Source organism: Granulimonas faecalis (assembly GCF_022834715.1).
Classification (GTDB): Bacteria; Actinomycetota; Coriobacteriia; order Coriobacteriales; family Atopobiaceae; genus Granulimonas; species Granulimonas faecalis.
The window spans coordinates 2041077-2060917 of sequence record NZ_BQKC01000001.1; the positions used below are offsets into that span (position 1 = coordinate 2041077).

General features: G+C 69.5%; 15 protein-coding genes and 2 tRNA genes. 1 reads left to right on the forward strand and 16 read right to left on the reverse strand.

The window, feature by feature from the left end; translation table 11 throughout:
* Positions 1-18 precede the first annotated feature (18 nt).
* The 8 genes from OR600_RS09045 to purB form a co-directional block, all read right to left on the reverse strand.
* A complete protein-coding gene (locus OR600_RS09045; protein ID WP_135977839.1) occupies positions 19-624 on the reverse strand; it encodes a hypothetical protein in 606 nt (201 codons plus the stop codon).
* The gene (locus tag OR600_RS09050) at positions 611-1507 is read right to left on the reverse strand and encodes a phosphoribosylaminoimidazolesuccinocarboxamide synthase (RefSeq protein WP_204406950.1); all 897 of its coding nucleotides are present in this window, start codon (positions 1505-1507) and stop codon (positions 611-613) included. Before OR600_RS09050 ends, OR600_RS09045 begins: the two co-directional genes overlap by 14 nt.
* Positions 1508-1582: 75 nt before the next feature.
* Entirely contained in the window at positions 1583-3112 is a 1530-nt protein-coding gene (locus OR600_RS09055; protein ID WP_204406951.1) for a HAMP domain-containing sensor histidine kinase, read from the reverse strand.
* A 3-nt stretch (positions 3113-3115) separates the two neighbouring features.
* A complete protein-coding gene (locus OR600_RS09060; protein ID WP_135977842.1) occupies positions 3116-3835 on the reverse strand; it encodes a response regulator transcription factor in 720 nt (239 codons plus the stop codon).
* A gap of 148 nt (positions 3836-3983) precedes the next feature.
* Positions 3984-5369, reverse strand: a complete 1386-nt coding sequence (locus OR600_RS09065; protein ID WP_265591050.1) for a Tat pathway signal protein — start codon at positions 5367-5369, stop codon at positions 3984-3986.
* Between the two features lie 3 nt (positions 5370-5372).
* On the reverse strand, positions 5373-5633 hold the full coding sequence (locus tag OR600_RS09070) for a TIGR03905 family TSCPD domain-containing protein (RefSeq protein WP_135977844.1): 261 nt from the start codon (positions 5631-5633) through the stop codon (positions 5373-5375).
* A 251-nt stretch (positions 5634-5884) separates the two neighbouring features.
* On the reverse strand, positions 5885-7276 hold the full coding sequence (locus tag OR600_RS09075) for a Sapep family Mn(2+)-dependent dipeptidase (protein ID WP_265591051.1): 1392 nt from the start codon (positions 7274-7276) through the stop codon (positions 5885-5887).
* 94 nt (positions 7277-7370) lie between these two features.
* Positions 7371-8717, reverse strand: coding sequence for an adenylosuccinate lyase (gene purB / locus OR600_RS09080; protein ID WP_135977846.1), 1347 nt, complete (start codon positions 8715-8717; stop codon positions 7371-7373).
* A gap of 133 nt (positions 8718-8850) precedes the next feature.
* Between purB and OR600_RS09085 the strand changes: the two genes are divergently transcribed.
* Positions 8851-9747 (forward strand): hypothetical protein, encoded by an 897-nt coding sequence (locus OR600_RS09085; protein ID WP_135977847.1) that lies wholly within the window; start codon positions 8851-8853, stop codon positions 9745-9747.
* A 1-nt stretch (position 9748) separates the two neighbouring features.
* Here OR600_RS09085 and OR600_RS09090 read toward each other — a convergent pair whose 3' ends face one another.
* The 8 genes from OR600_RS09090 to OR600_RS09125 all read right to left on the reverse strand — a co-directional run bounded on the left by OR600_RS09090 (position 9749) and on the right by OR600_RS09125 (position 19790).
* Positions 9749-10297 (reverse strand): Spy/CpxP family protein refolding chaperone, encoded by a 549-nt coding sequence (locus OR600_RS09090; protein WP_135977848.1) that lies wholly within the window; start codon positions 10295-10297, stop codon positions 9749-9751.
* Positions 10298-10681: 384 nt separating this feature from the next.
* Complete coding sequence (locus OR600_RS09095) at positions 10682-10912, reverse strand: RDAC family protein (RefSeq protein ID WP_135977849.1); 231 nt, start codon at positions 10910-10912, stop codon at positions 10682-10684.
* A 2-nt stretch (positions 10913-10914) separates the two neighbouring features.
* The gene (locus OR600_RS09100) at positions 10915-11190 is read right to left on the reverse strand and encodes a DUF4177 domain-containing protein (protein ID WP_168354013.1); all 276 of its coding nucleotides are present in this window, start codon (positions 11188-11190) and stop codon (positions 10915-10917) included.
* A gap of 101 nt (positions 11191-11291) precedes the next feature.
* Positions 11292-11367 (reverse strand) — tRNA-Lys (locus OR600_RS09105).
* Between the two features lie 39 nt (positions 11368-11406).
* Positions 11407-12684, reverse strand: a complete 1278-nt coding sequence (locus tag OR600_RS09110) for an aminopeptidase (RefSeq protein ID WP_135977851.1) — start codon at positions 12682-12684, stop codon at positions 11407-11409.
* Positions 12685-12741: 57 nt separating this feature from the next.
* Positions 12742-13248: a hypothetical protein gene (locus OR600_RS09115; RefSeq protein WP_135977852.1), complete on the reverse strand. Its 507-nt coding sequence runs from the start codon at positions 13246-13248 to the stop codon at positions 12742-12744.
* Between the two features lie 60 nt (positions 13249-13308).
* Positions 13309-13383 (reverse strand) — tRNA-Gly (locus tag OR600_RS09120).
* A 335-nt stretch (positions 13384-13718) separates the two neighbouring features.
* Positions 13719-19790 carry a hypothetical protein gene (locus OR600_RS09125; protein ID WP_265591052.1) on the reverse strand — a complete coding sequence of 2024 codons (6072 nt, stop codon included), beginning with the start codon at positions 19788-19790 and terminating at the stop codon, positions 13719-13721.
* Positions 19791-19841 lie beyond the last annotated feature (51 nt).

The window sequence follows — 19841 nt, forward strand, 5'->3', positions numbered from 1 at the left end:
TGCAAAGGCTATTCTAGCCTACTTGGTGCCCCGCTTGCGCTGCTCGCGGGCCAGACGGGCCTCCTCCTCGCGACGGAAGTCGTCGTCCACGATCTGCTGCATGCGCTTCTCGGTCATGCCGGCCACGGTAGCCTCGATCTTGCGGCGGATGGGGCGCACCTTCACCCAGTCGAAGATGAAGCCGCCGATGATGCACACGTACGCCAGTATGATGCAGACCATGGCGGCCATACCCATGGGGGTGCCCGGGTCGCTGGAGGCGCCGGGAACGATGAACATGCAGATCCAGGAGACGGCCGTGAAGGCGAGGCCGGCGCCCAGGAGGATCCACCACAGACGGCGCAGGCCAGCGTAGGCCGGGTCCTGGCGCTGCAGGATGTTGCTGACCACCGTCACGCGGTCGCGCTCGTCGCGCTCGCGGCGCTTGAGCTCCTTCTTCTCCTCCTTGGAGAGGGTGGCAGGGTTGGCCTTGGAGCGGGTCTTGGACCGGCGCTCCACGACCTGCACCGTGGAGCCCGCCTGCGACACCGGCTTGGCCCGGGAGGCGCCCTTGCGCGTCATGCCCGAGACGCCCTCGGTGCGCTGCTTCTGGGAGCGGTCGTTGTTGGGGTTACGCTGAGACATGCTGCTCCTTTGCGGGAACGAACGGCTCCCCGCAGACGATCTCGTACGCCTCCTGGTACCGCGCGGCCGTGCCCTCGACCACGTCGGCCGGAAGGTGGGGCGGCTCCCCCTCCATGTCCCAGTTGGCCCGCAGCCAGTCACGCACGTACTGCTTGTCGTAGCTGGGCTGGACCTCGCCCTCCCCATAGGTGGAGGCGGGCCAGAAGCGGCTGGAGTCGGGGGTGAGGCACTCGTCGATGAGGACGATCTCGCCGTCGATGAGTCCGAACTCGAATTTTGTATCGGCGATGATGATACCGCGCTCGGCGGCATACTCGGAAGCCGCCTTGTACAAGGCTATGGAGAGGCTGCGCAGACGGTCCGCCACCTCGGGCCCCACGATCTGGGCGCAGCGCTCGAACGAGATGTTCTCGTCGTGGTCGCCCAAATCGGCCTTGGTGGAGGGGGTGAAGATGGGCTCGGGCAGCTTTGAGGCCTCCCGGAGGCCGTCGGGCAGCGCGATGCCGCACACGGTGCCGTCCTCGTCGTAGGTCTTCTTGCCGGAGCCGGTGAGGTAGCCGCGCACGATGCACTCCACGGGCAGCGGCTGGGCCTTCCTCACGAGCATGGCGCGGCCGTCCAGGTAGTCGGCCCACCGGGAGAACTCCTCGGGGAAGTCCGCCACGTCCATGGAGACCATGTGGTTGGGCACGAGGTCGGCGAAGCGGTCGAACCAGAACGCCGAGATGCGGGTGAGGACCTCGCCCTTGGACGGGATCTCGTCGGGCAGCACGAAGTCGTAGGCACTGATGCGGTCGCTCGCCACCATGAGGAGGTTGTCGCCGCAGTCGTAGATGTCGCGGACCTTGCCCGAGCCGTCCGGCCGCCTGTCCATGGTCTCCATATGGGTCCTCTCCCCCGTCTGTGGGCCTCGGCGCCCCTCTCTTCGGACGCACTGACCCTCCATTGTAGAGGAACCCTAATGCGTAGACCCGAGGCCGCGGACGCGGTGGGAGGGCTGCTCGGCTGGGATGTGGATGATGAACACGGTCCCCTGCCCGAGCTCCGACTTCACCTCCACGAAGCCGTTGTGCTTGGAGACGATCTCCTTCACGAGGGACAGGCCCACGCCGAGGCCGCCGCTCACGCGCTCACGGCTGGCGTCGGAGCGCCAGAACCGCGAGAAGACGCGGGGCAGGTCCTCCTCTGCGATGCCTATGCCGGTGTCGGCCACGGAGATGACCATGTCGGAGCCCTCGCGGCCCACGGACACCACCACGTGGCCGCCCTCGGGCGTGTAGCGCATGGCGTTGCTCATGAGGTTGATGACGGCCTGCTTGATCATGTCGGGGTCAGCCGCACAGCGCAGCTCGTCTGAGGGGGCGCGGCCGATGTAGGTGAGCTCGAGCCCCTGGTCGCGGAACAGGCCCTCCTGGCTCTCCACGATGGCACCCACCAGCGCGCCGATGTCGCAGGTCTCCAGCTTGACGGCCGTGGTCCCGTTCTCGATGCGCGAGAGCCGCAGCATGGCGTCCACGAGGCGCGACAGGCGGCGCACCTCGCTGGCCACGAGGGCCAGGTGCTCGTCGTCGGCCGGCAGCACGCCGTCCTGCATGGCCTCCACGTTCACGAGCATGGCCATGAGGGGCGTACGCAGCTCGTGGGCCACGTCGGAGGTGAGGCGGTGCTCCATCGTGAGGTCGCGCTCGAGGCTCGTGGCCATGTCGTCGAAGGTCTCCCCCAACCGGCCGATCTCGTCCTCGCCGTCCACGCGGCAGCGGGCCGTGAGGTCGCCGTTGCGCAGGGCCTTGGCGGCCTGCGCGATGCGCCGGATGGGTTTGGAGAGGGAGTGCGAGATGAACACGCCCATGATGCAGGCGAGCAACATGGCGGCACAGGCCGCGGCCGCGATGGCCCCGTAGGAGTTCTTGCGGAACGCGGCGTCGGACTTGGTGAGCAGGGCGTCCGAGCCGAAGGCCCACACGCGCACGGTGCCCACGCGCCCGCCGTCCACCTCCACGGGAGCCGTGACGGCAGACTCCGGCGCGGCCGGCGCGAGCGACACGGAGGGCGCGCCGTCCTCGCCGACGACGGCCGAGGCGGGCCATGTGTCGTCGTAGATGATCGTGCCGTTGGCGTTGATGACCTGGATGCCCACGTCGGACGCCTGGGCGCTCGCGGCGCTCACCACCTGGTTGGTGGAGGCGCCCCAGCCGTCGGCGGCCTTGTAGGCGCGGGCCAGCATGCTGGCCGTGTTGGAGGCCATGCGCTCCATGTTGTCGCGGGTGTAGCTCTGGAACTGCCCCTCCCACACCACGCCGAGCACCGCCACGAGCAGAGCAGCCGTCATGACCGCCGTGAGGGCGAACGAGAGGATGAGCCGGCTCGAGAAGCTCGGCCCACGCCCGACGTCCGCCCTACCGGTCTGCCACGCGGCCCCCTGGCCCTCGGCGTGCTCCTGGCCGCCCTGACCTTCGTGGGCGGTGCTGTGGGAGTCGACGCGGGCCATGGGTTACTTCTGCTCCTCCGCCGGCTTCTCCGGGGCCTCGAAGCGGTAGCCCACACCGTGGACGGTGTAGAGCCACTTGGGGTTGCGGGGGTCGTCGCCCAGCTTGGCGCGAAGGTTCTTCACGTGGGAGTCGATGGTGCGCTCGTAGCCCTCGAAGTCGTAGCCGAGAACCTTCTCCACGAGCTCCATGCGGGTGTACACGCGGCCGGGGTAGCGGGCGAGGGTGGTGAGGAGCTTGAACTCGGAGGCCGTGAGGTCGACCTCCTTGCCCTCCACCATCACCTTGTGGCCGGAGATGTCGATGACCAGGTCCCCGAAGTCCAGGACCTCGATCTGGGGCTCGGCTTCCACGCGGGCGCGGCGCAGCAGGGCGCGGACGCGGGCCACGAGCTCGCGGGGCGAGAAAGGCTTGATGAGGTAGTCGTCGGCGCCGAGCTCGAGGCCGATGATGCGGTCCTCGACCTCACCCTTGGCGGTGAGCATGATGATGGGCACGTCGGAGGTGTCGCGGATGGCGCGGCAAACGCGCTCGCCGGACAGCTTGGGGAGCATGAGGTCGAGGATGATGAGGTCGAAGGTGTGCTTCTCGAACTCCTCCACGGCCGACTGGCCGTCGCCCACGGAGCGCACCCAGTAACCCTCGCGCTCCAGGTACGCCTGCACGGCGTCGCGGATTACCTTCTCGTCCTCAACCAACAGAATGCGCTTGGCGTCTGAAGCCATGGAGGGCCCCCTTGCTCGCAAAAAACCGGTGCAACGGCCCGGTGTCGCGGGCCGTTCCATATAACTGAACAAATACCAGTCTACCCCAGCCAGGGAATTTCCATCCAAAAGGGGGCATGGATGACAAGGGTGAAAGGGACCGCCCCGCCTAGGCCACGGAGAAGGCCCGGACCGACACCGCGGAGGGGTAGCCGGTGGTGGGGTCCTTGACGGTGCAGAACGTGACGAAGGTGTCGCACGTTCCCACGCGGGCCGGGTACTCGCCGTAGTCGACGGCACGGTCCTCGGCGGCCAGGGTGCCGTAGGTCGAGTTGGCGAGGTCGGCGACCACGTAGCTGGCCCGCACCTTCACCACCACGATGTCGCCCTTGCCGGCTGGCGCCGCCAGGGGCTCGCGGGCCACGGAGACGAACGAGCCGTCCCCCTGCGACACGTAGGTGCCCATCTTGCCCAGTTGGCCGCCCGACTGGTAGTTGGCCTCGATCTGGAAGACGAAGCGCTCCCCCATGCGCACGGCCGAGAAGGGCCTGACGGTCTGGGGCAACACGAGCTGGTCCACCTGCTTTGAGAGGTCGGACGCCAGGTCGTAGGCGGTGATGCCGTAATAGACGCCCTCGTCCTCGCGCACGCGGGGCACCAGGGTGACGACGCCGTCGGAGACGGTGGGCTCGCAGGCGAAGCGCCCGTGGGAGGTCACCGCCACAGACCCCTCGGCCTGGCCGGCGCGCCAGATGTGGCAGGTGGAGTCCTGGGTGGACTGCGACCCGGAGGCCACGGGCATGACGAGCCACAGGACGGCGTCGCCGGAGCACGCCACCAGGGGAGGCTCCCACTCGGTGTCGGCCGAGTAGAGCTCCACGGGCTCACCGGCGAGAGCGCCGCCCGAGAAGGCCGAGCCGTAGAGGGTCCAGGAGCCCGAGACGGTGTCGAGCTCCACCCAGGCGTAGACCGAGTCGGAGCAGCGGGCCTCGTAGACCACGTAGGTGGCGCCCTGGGTGCGGGGCCGCTCCACCACGGCCTGGACCGTGCCGGAGGCCAGGGAGAACGCGCCGGCGCTCACGGGCGGGTTGGCGTTCTCGCCGGTGAGCGTGCAGGCGATCCACTGCCCCTCCGACGGCGTGAGCACGGTGCCCAGGGGCAGCGTCCACGCGCCGGTCTGGGCGAGGCCGGGGGCGGCGTCGGCGGCGGTGTAGGAGTCGAGGACGCTCGTGGCCGAGCCCTCGTCGACCACCACGGGGCCGGGGGCCTGGGCGTCTCCCTGACCCTTGGACGAGCAGCCCTGGATGGAGCTCAGGGCCGAGCCGAGGACCGCCACGGCGCCGATGCCCGCGCCGCCCTTGATGAGGGTGCGGCGGTCGATGGCTGACCGGTCGGCGCCCTCGGGGCGCGGCACGGCGTAACCGGCGGCCGTGCGGGCGGCGGCGGCCCGGGTCTTGGGGGTCTTGGGGGTCTTGGGCTTGGTGCGGCCGGACGGGGCCGGACGGGTCCGGCCGGCGGCCCGGCGCGGCGTGGGCCGGCGCTGGGTCGATGCCATGGGCTACACCTCCGCCTGGGCCGCCCGGAGGGCGCGGGTGAGCTGGTCGGCGCAGGAGGTGGGTCGGCGGCCGCAGGTGTTGCCCTCGAGGAGCGCCACGATCTCGTCGACCGGGCGGCCGGCACACAGGGTGCCGATGGCCTTGAGGTTGCCGTCGCAGCCACCTTCGAAGGACACGGAGCGCAGGGTGCGGCCGTCGTCCTCGAGCTCTATATGGATCGCGCGGGAGCAGACCCCGCGCGGCGCAAAGTCATGGGTGGTCATGAAGCTAGAACCCTTTCGTCAGGGGAGAAGTATACGACGGCCCGGGTTTTTTCAGCTTGTATGCACAGACCCTGCGCACGGTTGTCACGCCATCATCACGGGACACAACCCCCCCTGTCCCTTTGGTCGGACACTTCTGTCCCATTTTCCGGGGGCGCCCCGTCAGGGGGGCCGGATGACATAAATAGAGCATAGGGGGAGTGACAGATGGGCCAGGCACCTCTGTCACCCCCTCCCGGCAGCGAGCGCCCCTACAGCGCCATCAGGTTCTCGATCGCCTGGATGTACACGGCCAGGGCCTCGCGCAGGGCCGCCTCGCTCACCGCCTCGTTGGGGCCGTGCATGGAGCCGGCCCACTCGGGCATGGCGGGGTCGTCGCCCTCCGGGCCAAAGGATACCGCGTTTGCGAAGTGCCGCGCGTAGGTGCCGCCGCCCATGGTGAAGGCGTCACCCTCCCGGCCGGTCACCCCCTCGTAGGCGTCGATCAGCGCCATCACCTGCGGGGAGTCCGGCTCGATGTAGGAAGGCTCCATGACGTGGGGTGCGCTCATGCGCATGCCGTGCTCCTCGGCGAACCGGAAGAGGACCGCGTGCAGGTGCTCGGAGGTCGTCGACGTCGGGAAGCGGATGTCCACGGTCTGGGTGAAGCGGCCGTCCACGGTGCGGGCCACGCCGCCCACCATGGTGAGGGGGCCGAACTTGTCGTCGGCGGAGGCAAGGCCCACGGAGGAGCCATCGGTGGAGGCGAGCAGCCCCTGCACGAACGACACGTAGCCGCCCTGGGTGCGTGCGTCGTACAGGCCGTTGTCCGCGATGTAGCCGATGAGCACGGCGATGGCGTTGACCGTGCCGTCGGGCAGCGACGCGTGGCCGCCCACGCCGGTGGCCGACAGCTCGGCCAGGCCGCCGCCGAGGTCTCGGACCTCGATGCCGTCGGCCACGGGCAGGCTCGCCGCCTGGGCCTCCACCACGGCCGTGGCGGTGCCGGGCACGGCGTTGGCCACGGTGCCGCCGCTCACCGAGACGAGGGGCGCGCCGGCCACGGGGCCCGAGAGGAACGTGGCCGTGAGGTGGCCCTTCTCGCCGCAGCCCACGCAGAACTCGGCGTCGGGGGTGAACAGGAACCACGGCTCGCCCTCGCGCTCGAGGTAGGCCGCCACGTCCTTCATGCCGGTCTCCTCGTTGGCGCCCACGATGCAGCGCAGCGTGCGGGGCAGCGGCCTGCCGGCGCGACGGAAGTACTCGGCCGCCCAGAGCGTGAGCACGAAGGGCCCCTTGTCGTCCACGACGCCGCGGCCCACGAGGTAGCCGTCGCGCTCGCGCAGCTCGAAGGGGTTGGAGTCCCAGCCGGGGCCGGCGGGCACCACGTCCACGTGGGCGATGGTGGCCAGCACGCCGTCGCCGGTGCCAGGGAGGTCGGCATAGGCGATGCGCCCGTCGATGTCGCAGGTCTCGAGCCCGTGACGCCGGGCCTGGTCGAGTGCCTCGTCCATCGCCGCGCGGGGGCCGGGGCCCCAGGGCGCGCCGGGCGCCGCCGCGGCGAGGTCCTCCACGGAGTCCACCGCCACCAGGGCCGCGATGTCCTTCTTGACGCTCGGCCACACCTCGTCGACGAACTCCGAGATCTCCTTCGAAACAGCCATGCCCGCTTCCTCTCTCCTGGGTTCCATGGGGGTCTTCGTGCCCATTGAGCCCCATGCTGAAACGTGGGGACCGAAAAAGGGCGGACAGGACGGCCTACTCGAAGGAGAGCTCCCCCAGGCGGTCGAAGACCGCGTCCACACGGGTGAGGAAGGAACGCGGGTCGAAGATGGCGTCGAGCGCCTCCCCGGAGAGGGACACCCGTGGGTCGGCGGCGAGCTTCTCGCGGAAGGTGGTGCCGGGCTCGCCCGCCTGGATCTCGCGCCAGGTGGCCATGGCGTTCTCCTGCACCACGGCGTAGGCGTCCTCGCGGCTCAGGCCCTCGTCCACCAGGGCGAGCAGCACCTTGGACGAGAAGATGAGGCCGCGGGTCTTGTTGAGGTTGGCGAGCATCTGGGCCGGGTAGAGCACGAGGCCGTCCACGATGCGGATGAGGCAGTGGAGCATGTGGTCGAGGGCGATGAAGGAGTCGGCCATGGCCACGCGCTCGGCCGAGGAGTGCGAGATGTCGCGCTCGTGCCAGAGGGCCACGTTGTCGAAGGCCACCTGGGCGTTGGCCTTGACCACGCGGGCCAGGCCGCAGACCTTCTCGGCGGTGATGGGGTTGCGCTTGTGGGGCATGGCCGAGCTGCCCTTCTGGCCGGCGCGGAAGGGCTCCTCGGCCTCGAGGGTGTCGGTCTTCTGCAGGTTACGGATCTCGGTGGCGATGCGCTCGCAGGTGGCCGCCGTCGTGGCGAGGACACCGGCGAGGTAGGCGTGGTGGTCGCGGCTGATCACCTGGGTGGACAGCGGGTCGGCGTTCAGGCCGAGGTGCTCGCAGACGTAGGCCTCCACGGCCGGGTCGATGGAGGAGTAGGTGCCCACCGCGCCGCTGATGGCGCCGCAGGCCACGTTGGCGCGGGCGTCCTCGAGGCGCCGCAGGTCCCGGTGGAGCTCCCACGCCCAGCTGCCGAACTTCATGCCGAAGGTCATGGGCTCGGCGTGGATGCCGTGGGTGCGGCCCACGCAGAGGGTGTCGCGCTCCTCGAAGGCACGGCGCAGGCAGATGCCGCCGAGACGCCGGACGTCGTCGACGATGATGTCGGTGGCCTGCACCAGCTGAAGGCAGAGGGCGGTGTCGCCCAGGTCGGAGCTGGTCATGCCGTAGTGCACGTGGCGGCTGGGTTTGGGCTCGCCCTCGGGGACCTCGGCGTCGATGTGCTCGCCCAGGTCGGTGAGGAAGGCGATGACGTCGTGGTTGGTGACCGCCTCGATGGCGTCCACCTCGTCCACGTCGAAGCCCGCATGGGCGCGGATCCAGGCGGCCTCCTCCTCGGTGATGCCCGACTCGCCCAGCTTGGCGTGGGCCTCGCACGCCAGCACCTCGATCTCCTGCCAGATGGCGTACTTGTTCTCGAGCGAGAAGATGTGGCCCATCTCGGGGCGGGTGTAGCGGTCGATCATGGGGAGTCCTTTCCGGGTGGCGGGGGCCGGCTGCTAACTGGGGATGATTCTACCGGCTGAACCGCGGCCGTGCGGACTCACGGGCCGTCGGGACGCGGTGTATTCTTGTGCGGACCTCGGGAAGGGGGGGGGCATGGGCCACGACGACATGAACGGCGCCATCGCGCGCCCAGGGCGCAGGCCCATACTCAACGCCGGCATCGCGCTGTGCGCGGCCGTCGTGGTGAGCCTCGTCGTGCTCACCTGCGCCTTGGCGAACCCTGCCGCGACGGCGGGCGAGGTCTCGGCCTGCTCCCTGGCCTGCATGGTGGTGGCCTACGCCGTCCCTTGCGTCGCCGGCATGGTGGTGGTCATCATGCGCGACATCTGCGTGCCCCGGCGCCTCCGCTATGCCATGGCTGCGGCGTCCTTCGGGTTCCTGTGCTTCATCGCGGCCTTCCCTATCATGGGCACCATCGCGCTGCCCGCCACAGAGACCGCCCGGCAGCTCGACGCCTTCTCCGGCGACATAGTGCGGCGCGGCGCGTGGCTCATCGTGCTCCTCGGCCTCGCCATGGGCTTCGCCATGCCCGTGAGCACCCGGGCCAAGGACGGCCCGGCCCTGCAGGCGCCGAGGAGGAGGCTCATCCAGACGACGCTCGCCTGCCTGCTGTGGATGACGCTCTCGTTCCAGCTGGCCTTCGCCGTGATGGCCAACGACGCGGGGATCCTGGCCATGGGCCCGGCGGTGACCTTCGTCTCGCGCTCCACCTGCGTGCCGCTCGGGGCGTTCCTCATCACCTCGCTCGTGGTGTCGTGGCTCTGGGGCCTGGCCGCCTTCGGCTACCCCTCGTGGCTCCCCAAGCTCCTGTTCTGGGTGCCGCTGGCCGTGATGGCGGCGCTCTTTGTCTCAGACATCCTCGACGTGCTCCAGCTCCACACGACCCTGAGCGTCGACTTCAACGACTACCGCCTCTCGGGCGTCGGCATCGTCTACACCACGATCTTGGGGATCCTCTTCGGCGTCGGCCTCTCGGCCGTGGACGACTAGGTCACTCCCCCGAGGGCAGCAGCCCCCTGAACCCGAAGAGCCTCTGGCGCAGCGTGGCCGACTTGATGCGGCCCAGGGTCTCCGTGGCAGAGTTGGCCCGCACCAGGGCGTCGCGCAGGGCGGCGGAGGCCTCCCGGGCCTCGTCCCTCTCCTTCTCGATGGAGGCGTTCTGGGCCTCGAGCAGCGACGTGAGCTGGGCTATCTGGGCGTCTTTGGCAACGAGCTGCTCTTTAAGGCCCTCAATGCGCTCCTCGTAGGCACGGCGGCTGTCCTCGATCCACGAACGGTAGACCTCGGCCGTCTCGCTCTCCCGCGGCGCGGCATCCGCCGCGGCCGCCGGTTGGGCCTCCTCGGCCTTGGCAGGCTGGGGCTCGGCGCGCTTCATCAGGGTGTCCGCGATGAGGGAGGCGGCGTAGTCGTCGATGTCGAGCATGCCGCGCTCGCCCTTCTTGACCACGTGCTCGCCGCGCAGGCCCAGGCTGTCGATGGTGCGGATGACCGTCATCTTGGAGACGTTGCAGCGGGTTGCGAGTTCTTTGAGGGTGGCCACAGGGCTTGCTCCTTTTAGGGTGCGACGAACGTGACGGTCATTGTATCACCGCCGGCCCACCGTATCCTGTTGCCGTTAAGGCGTGTTATCCACCCTCTTTGTGCGACACCATACCGTGACGGAAGTGACCCAAGACCGGATCGGATCCACGCCGTAACACAACGTACCTGAACAGGATATGCATTGCGTAACGCCAGTATCCACATGCTGTTGTAAATATAGACTTAAAGAATCAATACCTCGGTACGACGCCGTTGTGAAGACGGTTGTGACACAGGACCGTACCTGTAACGCCATAACATCAACTAACAATTATATAGATACGTTCACCGGTTGCCATAACGGGGCGCAATGGGTCCCCTCCCGGGGCCACGGCGGGCCCCGTCAGCACCCCGCCACGAGGCGCCGGCCCCCTAGGGCGCGCACCGTCGCGCCGCGGGACGCGAAGAACAGCTCCAGCCACGGTCCCACGGGTTCAGGACCGGAGTCGAGGGACTCGTCCCAGGAGAGGGACTGGGCCCCGCAGGCGTCGTGAAGGTGGACCGAGCCGGAGAAGCCGGCCTCGGCAAGGGCGCGGTTGCAGTCGACGACGTCGAACGTGGTGATGACGGCCATGGTCACTCCTCCCCCACCGGGCGCTCCAGGACCACGCGGTAGCCCCAGGTCCGGTCGCTCCCCTGCATGTAGGCCACGCGCTCGCTCAACATGGGGATCACCTGCACGAGGCGCCAGCCGTCCCGCGCCTCCTCGGCCACGATCTCCATGCAGCGGTCCAGGGCGGCGCAGGCGCCGTCGTTGTCACGCACCCCCCTGGGGAGCAACCCCTCACCCACGTTCGTAGCCAAGAAGTCGCGGAACGGCACGTCGCGGTGGCGATACTCGAACCCTGCCATGGGAACCCCCATCTCTCATGATTCCGTTGATTGTCCACGACTATATATAAAAGGAACGCCCCCACCCGCCGGCTGTCGGCGGGTGGGGGCGTCTGTGCCTCTGGTGGGCCCTGTGGGGTTCGAACCCACGACCTTGAGATTAAAAGTCTCCTGCTCTGCCAGCTGAGCTAAAGGCCCATGAACGCACGCGATGCGCACGGTATGTGCAATCTTACCCTACTCCCACGCCCACTGGCCATGGATGAACACCGGGACCTCTTCGCCCTTGGCGGTGACACCCGTGATGTCGAGGTCGTCGGTGCCGATCATGAAGTCCACGTGCTGGGCGCTCTGGTTGACACCGGAGGCCTCGAGCTCCGTGGGCGAGAGGTCGTAACCGCCCTCGTAGCACTCGGGGAAGCCCATGCCCAACGCCAGGTGGCATGAGGCGTTCTCGTCATAGAGGGTGTTGTAGAAGAGCAGGCCGCTCTCGCGGATGGGCGTGTTCTTGGAGATGAGCGCGCACTCCCCCAGGCGAGCCGCCCCCTCGTCGGTGGCGAGGATGTGCTCAAGGACGTCCGCCCCCTCGGCGGCGCCGAAGTCGGACACGCGACCCCCCTCGAAGCGGAACCAGAAATCGCGCACCACACTGCCGTTGTGGACGAGCGGCAGGGCCGAGTGGACGATGCCGTCGGCGCGGTTGCGGTCGGGGGTGGTGAAGACCTCCTCGGTGGGGATGTTGGGGAAGAACCGCACCCCGCCCTGGGTCTCGGCGGCGCCGCCGTCCCAGATGTGACGCGGCGAGAGGCCGATCACGAGGTCCGTGCCGTTGCTCTCGCTCACGTAGTGGAGGGCGTCGAAATGACGGCGGTTGAGCGAGCGCTTGTTCTTCTCGAGCGTGGCGTTGTGGGTCTCCCAGGCGCTCTGGGGGTCGTCGGTCACGCGGGCCACGGAGAGGATGGCCTCCCACAGCTCGACGACCGCGGCGTGGGGACCGAGGTCGGGGAAGACCTTCTGGGCCCAGGCGCGGGTGGACACGCCGCCGATGCACCAGGCGTTGAGGCCGAAGTCCAGTCCGTGGCGCCACACGTCGCACTGGGTGTTGGAGGCCTTGCGGCGGGCCGCCACCTTGGCCTGGTCCACGCCGGCCATGCCGTCGGGGTCGTCGCCGTCCAACCACAGGAAGGCGGCTCCCTGCTCGGCGAGCCCGTTCATCTGCTTGACGCGCCACTCGGGCACGCGCTCGAACCAATCCTTGGGCACGTTCTCGTACTCCATGCGGGTGACGGCCTCGTCGCTCCACACCACGGTGACATGGCCGGCACCCTCGGCGTAACCGGCCGCGACGACGTCGCGCACAAAGGAGACGGCCTCGACGGCCGCCTCCACCACGAGCTCCTGGCCCTCGGTGAGGCCGAGGCCCTCGCGCACCAGCAGGTGCGCGTACTTCTTGAGACGGGGTGCGAGCGCCCCCATCTGAATGTCGAACTCCTCGTCGGTAAGCTCACGGCTCATGACCGGACGACTCCTTTCAGAGTTTTGCAGAAGACCTTGCACGCGGGCGGGTCCGGCTCAGCAACGGAACAGCCGGTCGTCGTCCGCCCCCGTCTCATACCCAAGGCAGAAGTCGAGCGCGTCCACGAGGTACGGGGCGAACGTCGACGCCTTGGTGGCGGCCAACTTGGGCACCGGGACCAGCTTGCGCCAGAAGGGGGTGTTGCGCGCCATGAGGACGGATGTCGCATAGAAGTTCTTCATCACGCCGTCGTCGAACCCGAACCTCCGGTACCACTGGTCGGCGTTCCTCACCCCGTACTCCGCCAGGAAGGCCTTGGCGTCGCCTCGCGACTCCACCGGGCATGCCGGTATGACGAAGCCCATGTGCCGTGCCACATCCCACACAAGCTGGTCGGCCTCAGGGTAGAACGAGAGCTCGTCGCCGACGGCCTCGTGGATGAGGGAGACCAGGGCCTCCGGCGCGATCTTGGGGTCGAGGGAATAGGTGCCGTCGGAGTTGCGGTTGCGCACGACGAACGCCCTGATCGCCTCCGCCATTCCCCGGTCGAACCTCTCCTGCATGGCCTCCTCCTGTCTGCCACACACACAAAAAAGCCCCCTTGGCGGGGGCCGGAAGCGCGATGGAGCGGGCAACGGGACTCGAACCCGCGGATGTCAGCTTGGGAAGCTGATGCCTTACCACTTGGCGATGCCCGCATCGGGCTTGCATTATAGCCCAGATGCGCCCGCGTGGCACGGCGGCGCGACGCGGTATCCCGTCCCCATCACCCATCCTCGACACCCGCGCCCGACATTCTCCCCGTACCTTCCTCCCCGCCCCTGCGCCTTTCTCTCCACTCCCACCCGGCACCCCTGCCCGGCACCTGAACGCGTCTGAGGGCGACCCCTCCCCCACCTGAACGCGGTCAAGGGCGGATTCTGGCCGCCTGAACACGGATGAGGGCGACTTCCGGGGGTTTCGCCCGCGGAAAGTCGCCCTCAATCGCGTTCAGGTGGAGATGGATGGGTGGGGGCCGGGAAGGACCCGGGGCCTAGCCGTCGCGGCGGCGCGACCGCGCCACGAGCGCGCCCGTGGCGCCCAGGGCGACGGCCGCGAGGCTGCCGAGCACCGGGACCAGGGAGGCCACGTCCCCGGTGACCGGCAGGATGCGCCCCACCGGCACGCGGGAGAGCGGTGTGAGGGCGGGCCTCAAGGTGCCGCTGCCGCCGGAGCCGTCGGTACCGTTGCCGTCAGCGCCGCCGAAGCCGCCCTCGGCGGGGGCCACCGGGTCGGAGGCGCCGTCCGGGTAGGCGGCCGGCGTGGGGTCGAGGACCACGGAGCCGGCGAAGTCCTCCGGCTTGGCGGGGTCGCCGGGCCCGGGAGCGTCGTCGTCACGGCCGAAGATCGTCTCCGTGGGCGCGTCGGACGGCCGCACGAAGGACGCCACGGCGTGGTTGCCGATGTCGCGGCCCTCGGCGTCCTCGGTCACCCGGGCGTCGAACCGCAGCACAACCCGCTCGCCGCCCTTGAGCGAGCCGCCGAACACCGAGATGGCGTGGGTCGCCGGGTCGCACACGGCGTCGGGCACGGCCACCGTCTCCCCGCTGGGGAGCTCCAGGGTCATGGTGCCGGCCACGACCTCCACGCCCACGGGAAGCTCGTCGGAGACCACCACGTCGTACACGCAGGTCTCGGCCGAGCCGCCGTTGGCCACGGTGACGGTGTAGGAGATGAGGTCGCCCACGTGGGCCTTGCCGTCCCCGTGGGGCGTCTTGTTGGCGGACTCCTTGACCACGGTCACCTGGGCCGTGTCGGGGTCGGCGGGGGCCACGGGGCCCACGGTGCCGGGCACCGGGTCGCTCTCGGGGTAGGTGCCGTCAAAGAGCACGTAGCCCAGGGCCAGGGTGCCGGTCAGCCCGCGCGTGTCACCGGCGGCGTCGCGGTGGTAGGAGACGTCCGCCCGGTAGGTCGCGGGCTCGGAGAGGTCCACCTCGGCGTCGGGGGCCACCGCCTCCTCGGAGCCGTCGGCAGCCACGCGCACGAGCCTCCAGTCGCCCGCGGCGACGCCGGCAGGCAGGGTCAGGCCACGGTCGGCCGCCAGGGCCAGGGCGCGGTCCTTGAGCTCGGAGGCGGTGACGGTACCCTCGGAGACGCGCTCGGAGACCGTCATGGCCGCCGAGAAGGTCCCGGGTGCAGGGCCGTCGCCGGGGCGTTCGTCCTCGGGGGTGCCGTCGTCCCACACCACGTGGTGCAGGACGGCCCTCACCCGGGAGCCGTCCTCGGCCACGTAGGTGGCCGCAAGGTCGCTCCGGCCGGTCTCGACGAGCGAGGTGGCCTCGTCGCCGGTGACGGCGCGGCCGAGGGGTGCCACGGCGTGGGCCGCCGTGAACGCGAGGTCGGTGGGCTCGGCCCCAAGCTCGTAGCCGTCGGCCGCCGCAAAGCCACGCAGGTGCCCGAGCAGCTCGTCGCGGGTGATGGAGGTGACCTCGGCGTCGGCGGCCACGGCGCGCACATGCTCCGTGTACTCCAGCTCGACGTCCGCGGGCTCCTCGTCCTTGCGGTCGTCGAGGGTGGGGTCGGCGGGCGGGTTGTCGTCGCCGAAGGGCCCGGGGGTGTCGTCGGGCGGCGTCACCACGACCTTCTTGGGGGCGTCGGGATCGTCGGGGTCGGGGTCGGGGTCGCTCACGGTGTCCGTGGGCAGCGTGCCGAAGGCGCGTCCCACGTTCACGAGCGACTGCGGGTCGGTGTGGCTCAGGCGCTCGGCGGTCACGCGGGCCCTGAAGCGCACGGTGGCCGTCTCGCCGCCGTAGAGGTCGCCAACGGCCACGTAGAGCGTGCGGCTGTCGGCGCCGTAGTCGACCGAGAAGTCGTCGGCCTTGAGCAGGCGCTCCTTCTCGGTGCCGCGGCGGCACACGACCTCGATGGAGCCGGGCACGTACTCCACGCCCACGGGGAGCGTGTCAGCCACCACGGCGGCGTGGTACACGGAGCCCGCCTTGGCGTTGGTCGCGGTGATGGTGTAGAGCAGCTCGTCACCCACCTGCACGACCTCGCGGTTGCCGCGGTCCTCGGCACCGGCCGTCACGTTGGCCCAGGTCTTGGCCACGGAGATGTCGCCCGCAGGCACGTCGGGGTCGGCAGGGACCACCACGAGGTCGTGGTCGTCCCCGTCGGTTACGTCCACCTGCACCACCACGGTGGTAGTGGAGATGGAGCCGTCTTCGCCCTCGTGCTCCCAGGTGACGGCCACGCGATAGGTGGAGGGGGCCGAGAGGGGCACGCCCCCGGTCACGGTGACCCCGCCGGCGCCGTCGACGCGCGTCACGGACACCGTGGGCGTCACACCATCGGGGAGCCCCTTGCCGTTCTCGGCGGCGATACGGGCAGCCACCTCGGCGAGCTCGTCGTCACCCATCACGGCTCCGGGGTCCACGGGGCGGGTCTCGGTGCCCTCGGCGTCGTCGACGGTATGGGACGGGTCGTCGGGGTCGGGGTCGGAGGGGTCCCGCTTCTCGGCCATGGGGTCGGCCCAGGCGCTTGCGGCGGGCTCGTCGGCGCTGCCCAGCTCCTTGCCGTTCTCAAAGTCAAAGCGCGTGTCCCACGGGAACACGTCGCCATGGAACTTGTCCTGGCCGTACACGCCCCAGGTGGCGCACTCGGAGCGTAGGGCCTCCAGAGGCCCGTGCTCGGGCAGGATCACTCCGTCGTTCACGGTGACGTCCATCACAAAGCGCACGGACTGGCCGCCGTAGAGGGCCGGCAGGCTCGCCACGGTGAGGGTGTCGCCCGAGCGCGTGTAGCCGCTGCCCTCCTCGAGGGCGGTCACGGAGCCGTCGGCCGCCACGAGGCGCAGGGACGAGAGCGTGGCATCGGCCGGCACGGTGAGGGAGTAGACCGGGTTCTGGTACATGGTCAGGCCAGCGGTGTTGGAGACCACCGCGGTGTAACGCACGGTGTCGCCCGGGCGCACGGTGCCGTCGGAGCGCGAGACGTCCCGCGCCGTCATGGCCGCCTCGAGCGCGGGCTCCGTGGCGAGGTCCGGGTTCACGAACACCCGGAAGCTGCGGGTGGCCCCGTCGTAGGCGCCTGTGCCGTGGATGGTGGCGGTGATCACGGCCACGCCGGGACCCACCACGCGGGCCTTGGTGCCGGCCACGTAGGCGGAGGTGCCGGGCCGGTACTGGGCGCGGCGCCCCACGAGGCTGGCGTTGGGCTCCACAGCGACGACGCCGGGGTCGGAGCTCACGATGTCGATCTCGCCCACGGAGCTCGTGAGCGTGTAGACGTCGAACCAGTTCTTGTCCTTGCCGATGAACATGGCGCCGTCGACCACCTGTTGGGCCGGTGCGGCCTCGTAGTCGGCGTCGACCACCCAGGTCTTGAGGGAGCCGTCGTCGCCCACCACCAGGTTGCCGGCGTCGTCGCGCTCGGCGTCGAGGTAGCTCATGCGGGCCGCGGCCACGTCGAGGGCGGAGGGGTCCTTGGCAAAGGGGGCGGCCGGGTCGAAGCCCGTGGCCGTCAGGGCGCCGCTGTAGAGTGTGAAGCCGGGCTGGGCTATCTCGATCTCGACGTTGGTGACCGGGCTCTCGCTCTCGTAGTAGTTGAGGTAGGCGCTGTCCTCATAGGCAGGGCCCGCGGAGCGCTCGCCGCGCAGGGGCGGGTCATCCGAGGTCACAGACGTGTAGCGCACCTGCACGGTGTGCTGGTTGTCCTCGGTGGCGGCGAGGCCCCAGGCCTCGAGCTGGGAGCGCGTGATCTTGAAGTACCCCACCACGTGCTCGCGACCGTCGACCTTCTCGACCGCTACGGGAACGGAGGCGTCCCTGAAGGTCCCCTCGTCGAGCTCGATCACGCCGCCCTGGGAGGCCGTGAGGGGGCGGCCGTCGAGGTAGAGGCTCACGGTGCCCGTGGGGGCCGCGCACGTGGCGGCCGACGGCGTGTCGGTGCCGGGGATGGTGCCGCTCGTCACGTCGAAGGGCACCACGAGGCAGTCCATGGTGGCGGTGTTGAAGTCGATGGCGGAGTCGGAGCCCTGGGCCCACGTGGGCTCGCTGTAGGAGCGGGTCTCCCCTCCCACCTCGACGTCGACGCCGTGGCCGAGGGAGGAGATGTCGGCCTGGGCGGCGGAGTTCACCGGGTTGATGACGGCGTTGCCGCGGATGCGGTGGCCCCAGTACGACTGCATGCCAGGGTCGGAGGCGTACTGCTTGGAGACGATCTCGATGAGCTGGCGCCCGGAGTCCGTTGGCAGGGACGAGCCGGAACCGATGATCACAGGGTCGCCGTTCTTGTCGACCTCCTCGGAGACGGTCTGGTAGGTGTACTCGAGGGAGCTGGAGTCGGTGAGGCGCTTGGGCACGGTCTCGAGGCCCGCGGTAGAGATGTAGTGGCCCTCCTCCTCGGAGAGCTCGAGGCCGGGCAGGGGCAGGCCGTCGTAGTACTTGTCGAGCTTGGAGAAGTAGCCGGCCACTACCTCGCGGGCGGCGGGGTCGAGCTCCTCGTTGTCGAGGTCGATGTTGACGTAGCGCTTGAGGGTGGACCCGGAGGAGCCGCCGAGCTCCTCGACGTAGAGGGGCTCGAGGCGTTGCTCCTTGCCGTTGGCGTCGATGTAGTTGAGGCGCACCTCGATGCGGGCGGACTTGCCGGTCTCGGGGTCCTTCTGGAGATAGGCGTCGGAGAGCCAGAGGTACAGCTTGCCGTCGTCGAACATGGTGGGCGCGCCGTAGCTGTGGGGCTGCCCGTTGACGAAGAGCTGCCAGCCGCTGATCTTGGAGTTGAGGCTGTCGAGCTGCTCGAGCTCGGCCTTCATGTCGATGGTGACCATGGTCAGCTTGGTGGTCTTGGTCTCGTCGGACCACGGGCCGTCGCCCTGGAACTTGCTCATGTTGGCGATGCGCATGGAGCCGCCGGTGACGATGACGGTGCCGTCGCGGCCACCGAGGTCCCAATGGCCGCTCCCCGACGTGGGCAGCAGGGTGCCACCGGTGACCTTGATGACCTTGCCCTTGGCGCCCGGGGCGGCCGCGGAGTCGCAGGCGCCGCCGAAGGCGTTGCCGTGGGTGAAGCCGCGGGCCTTGAGAAAGCCGCCGTTGATGGTGATGTTTCCACAGGTGGAGTTGGGGGTGGTGGTGAGGGCGCTGGGCTGGCGGGCGCCGCCGTTGTAGGTGGTGCCGCCCTCGTAGCGCAGCGGGGCGCCGATGGCGGCGCCGTGGTACGAGCCGTAGGCGTCGATGTCGGCGGCGTTGAAGACCATGTCGGTGGCACCGCCGCCGCAGCCGGCGCCGATGCCCGCGCCGGCGCTGGCGTAGTAGCTGCCGCTCACCGGGATGTCGGCGTCGCCGCCGGCACCGGGGTTGTCGAGGTCCACGGCCACGCCGCGCCAGGTCACCGCGACGACGGAGCCGCCGTCGAAGACCATGAGCCCGGCGTTCTTCATGGAGCCGGAGCCGATGGCCGCACAGCCGTAGCCTCCGGCCACCTTGAGGACGCCGGGGTCGTCGGAGGCAAGTTTGAGGATCTCGTCGCCCACGGCCACCTCGGTGCCGTCGAGCAGCGTGCCGGCCGTGGCGATCTTGCCGCCGTCCACCTCCACGTGGGTACCGTCGGTGAGGCGGTTGGTCACGGAGTCGTCGATGGTGAGCTTGGCGGTCTCGGCCACGTGGATGCCGGCGCAGTTGGTGTCGAGCTGCGTGCGCAGATAGTTGGTGGAGCCGTCGGCAAGGGTGATGTGGAGCGACGAGCCGGGCCAGAGGTCGATAGGCGAGTTGCGGTCCGCCGCCGTCGTAGGCGCGGAGCTCTTGCTCGTGAGGTCGAGGTTGTCGAGCGTGATGGAGGCGTCCACCCCCTCAGCGATCTTGATAGAGCCCTCGCCGGTGCCCGAGAAGCTCAGCGGGGTCCCCGTCTTCACGGTGAGCAGGAGCGGCGAGACACTCACGTCGTAGTCGACGCCGCTCATGCCGCCCGTGACCGTGACACCGCCGAAGACGGTGGTCGACGTCCCCTCCCGGACAGCCTCGGCCACAGCGGCCACACAGGGCTGAGGCACCGAGAGGGCCACGGCCAGCAAGGCGGCCAGCAAGGTGCGCAGGGACAGAAGGCGTGGGTGGGTGCGTTTGGACTTCATGGGTTCCACTTCCTTCCCTTATCGGGATAGCTGTATTCAGCCTGAATATAT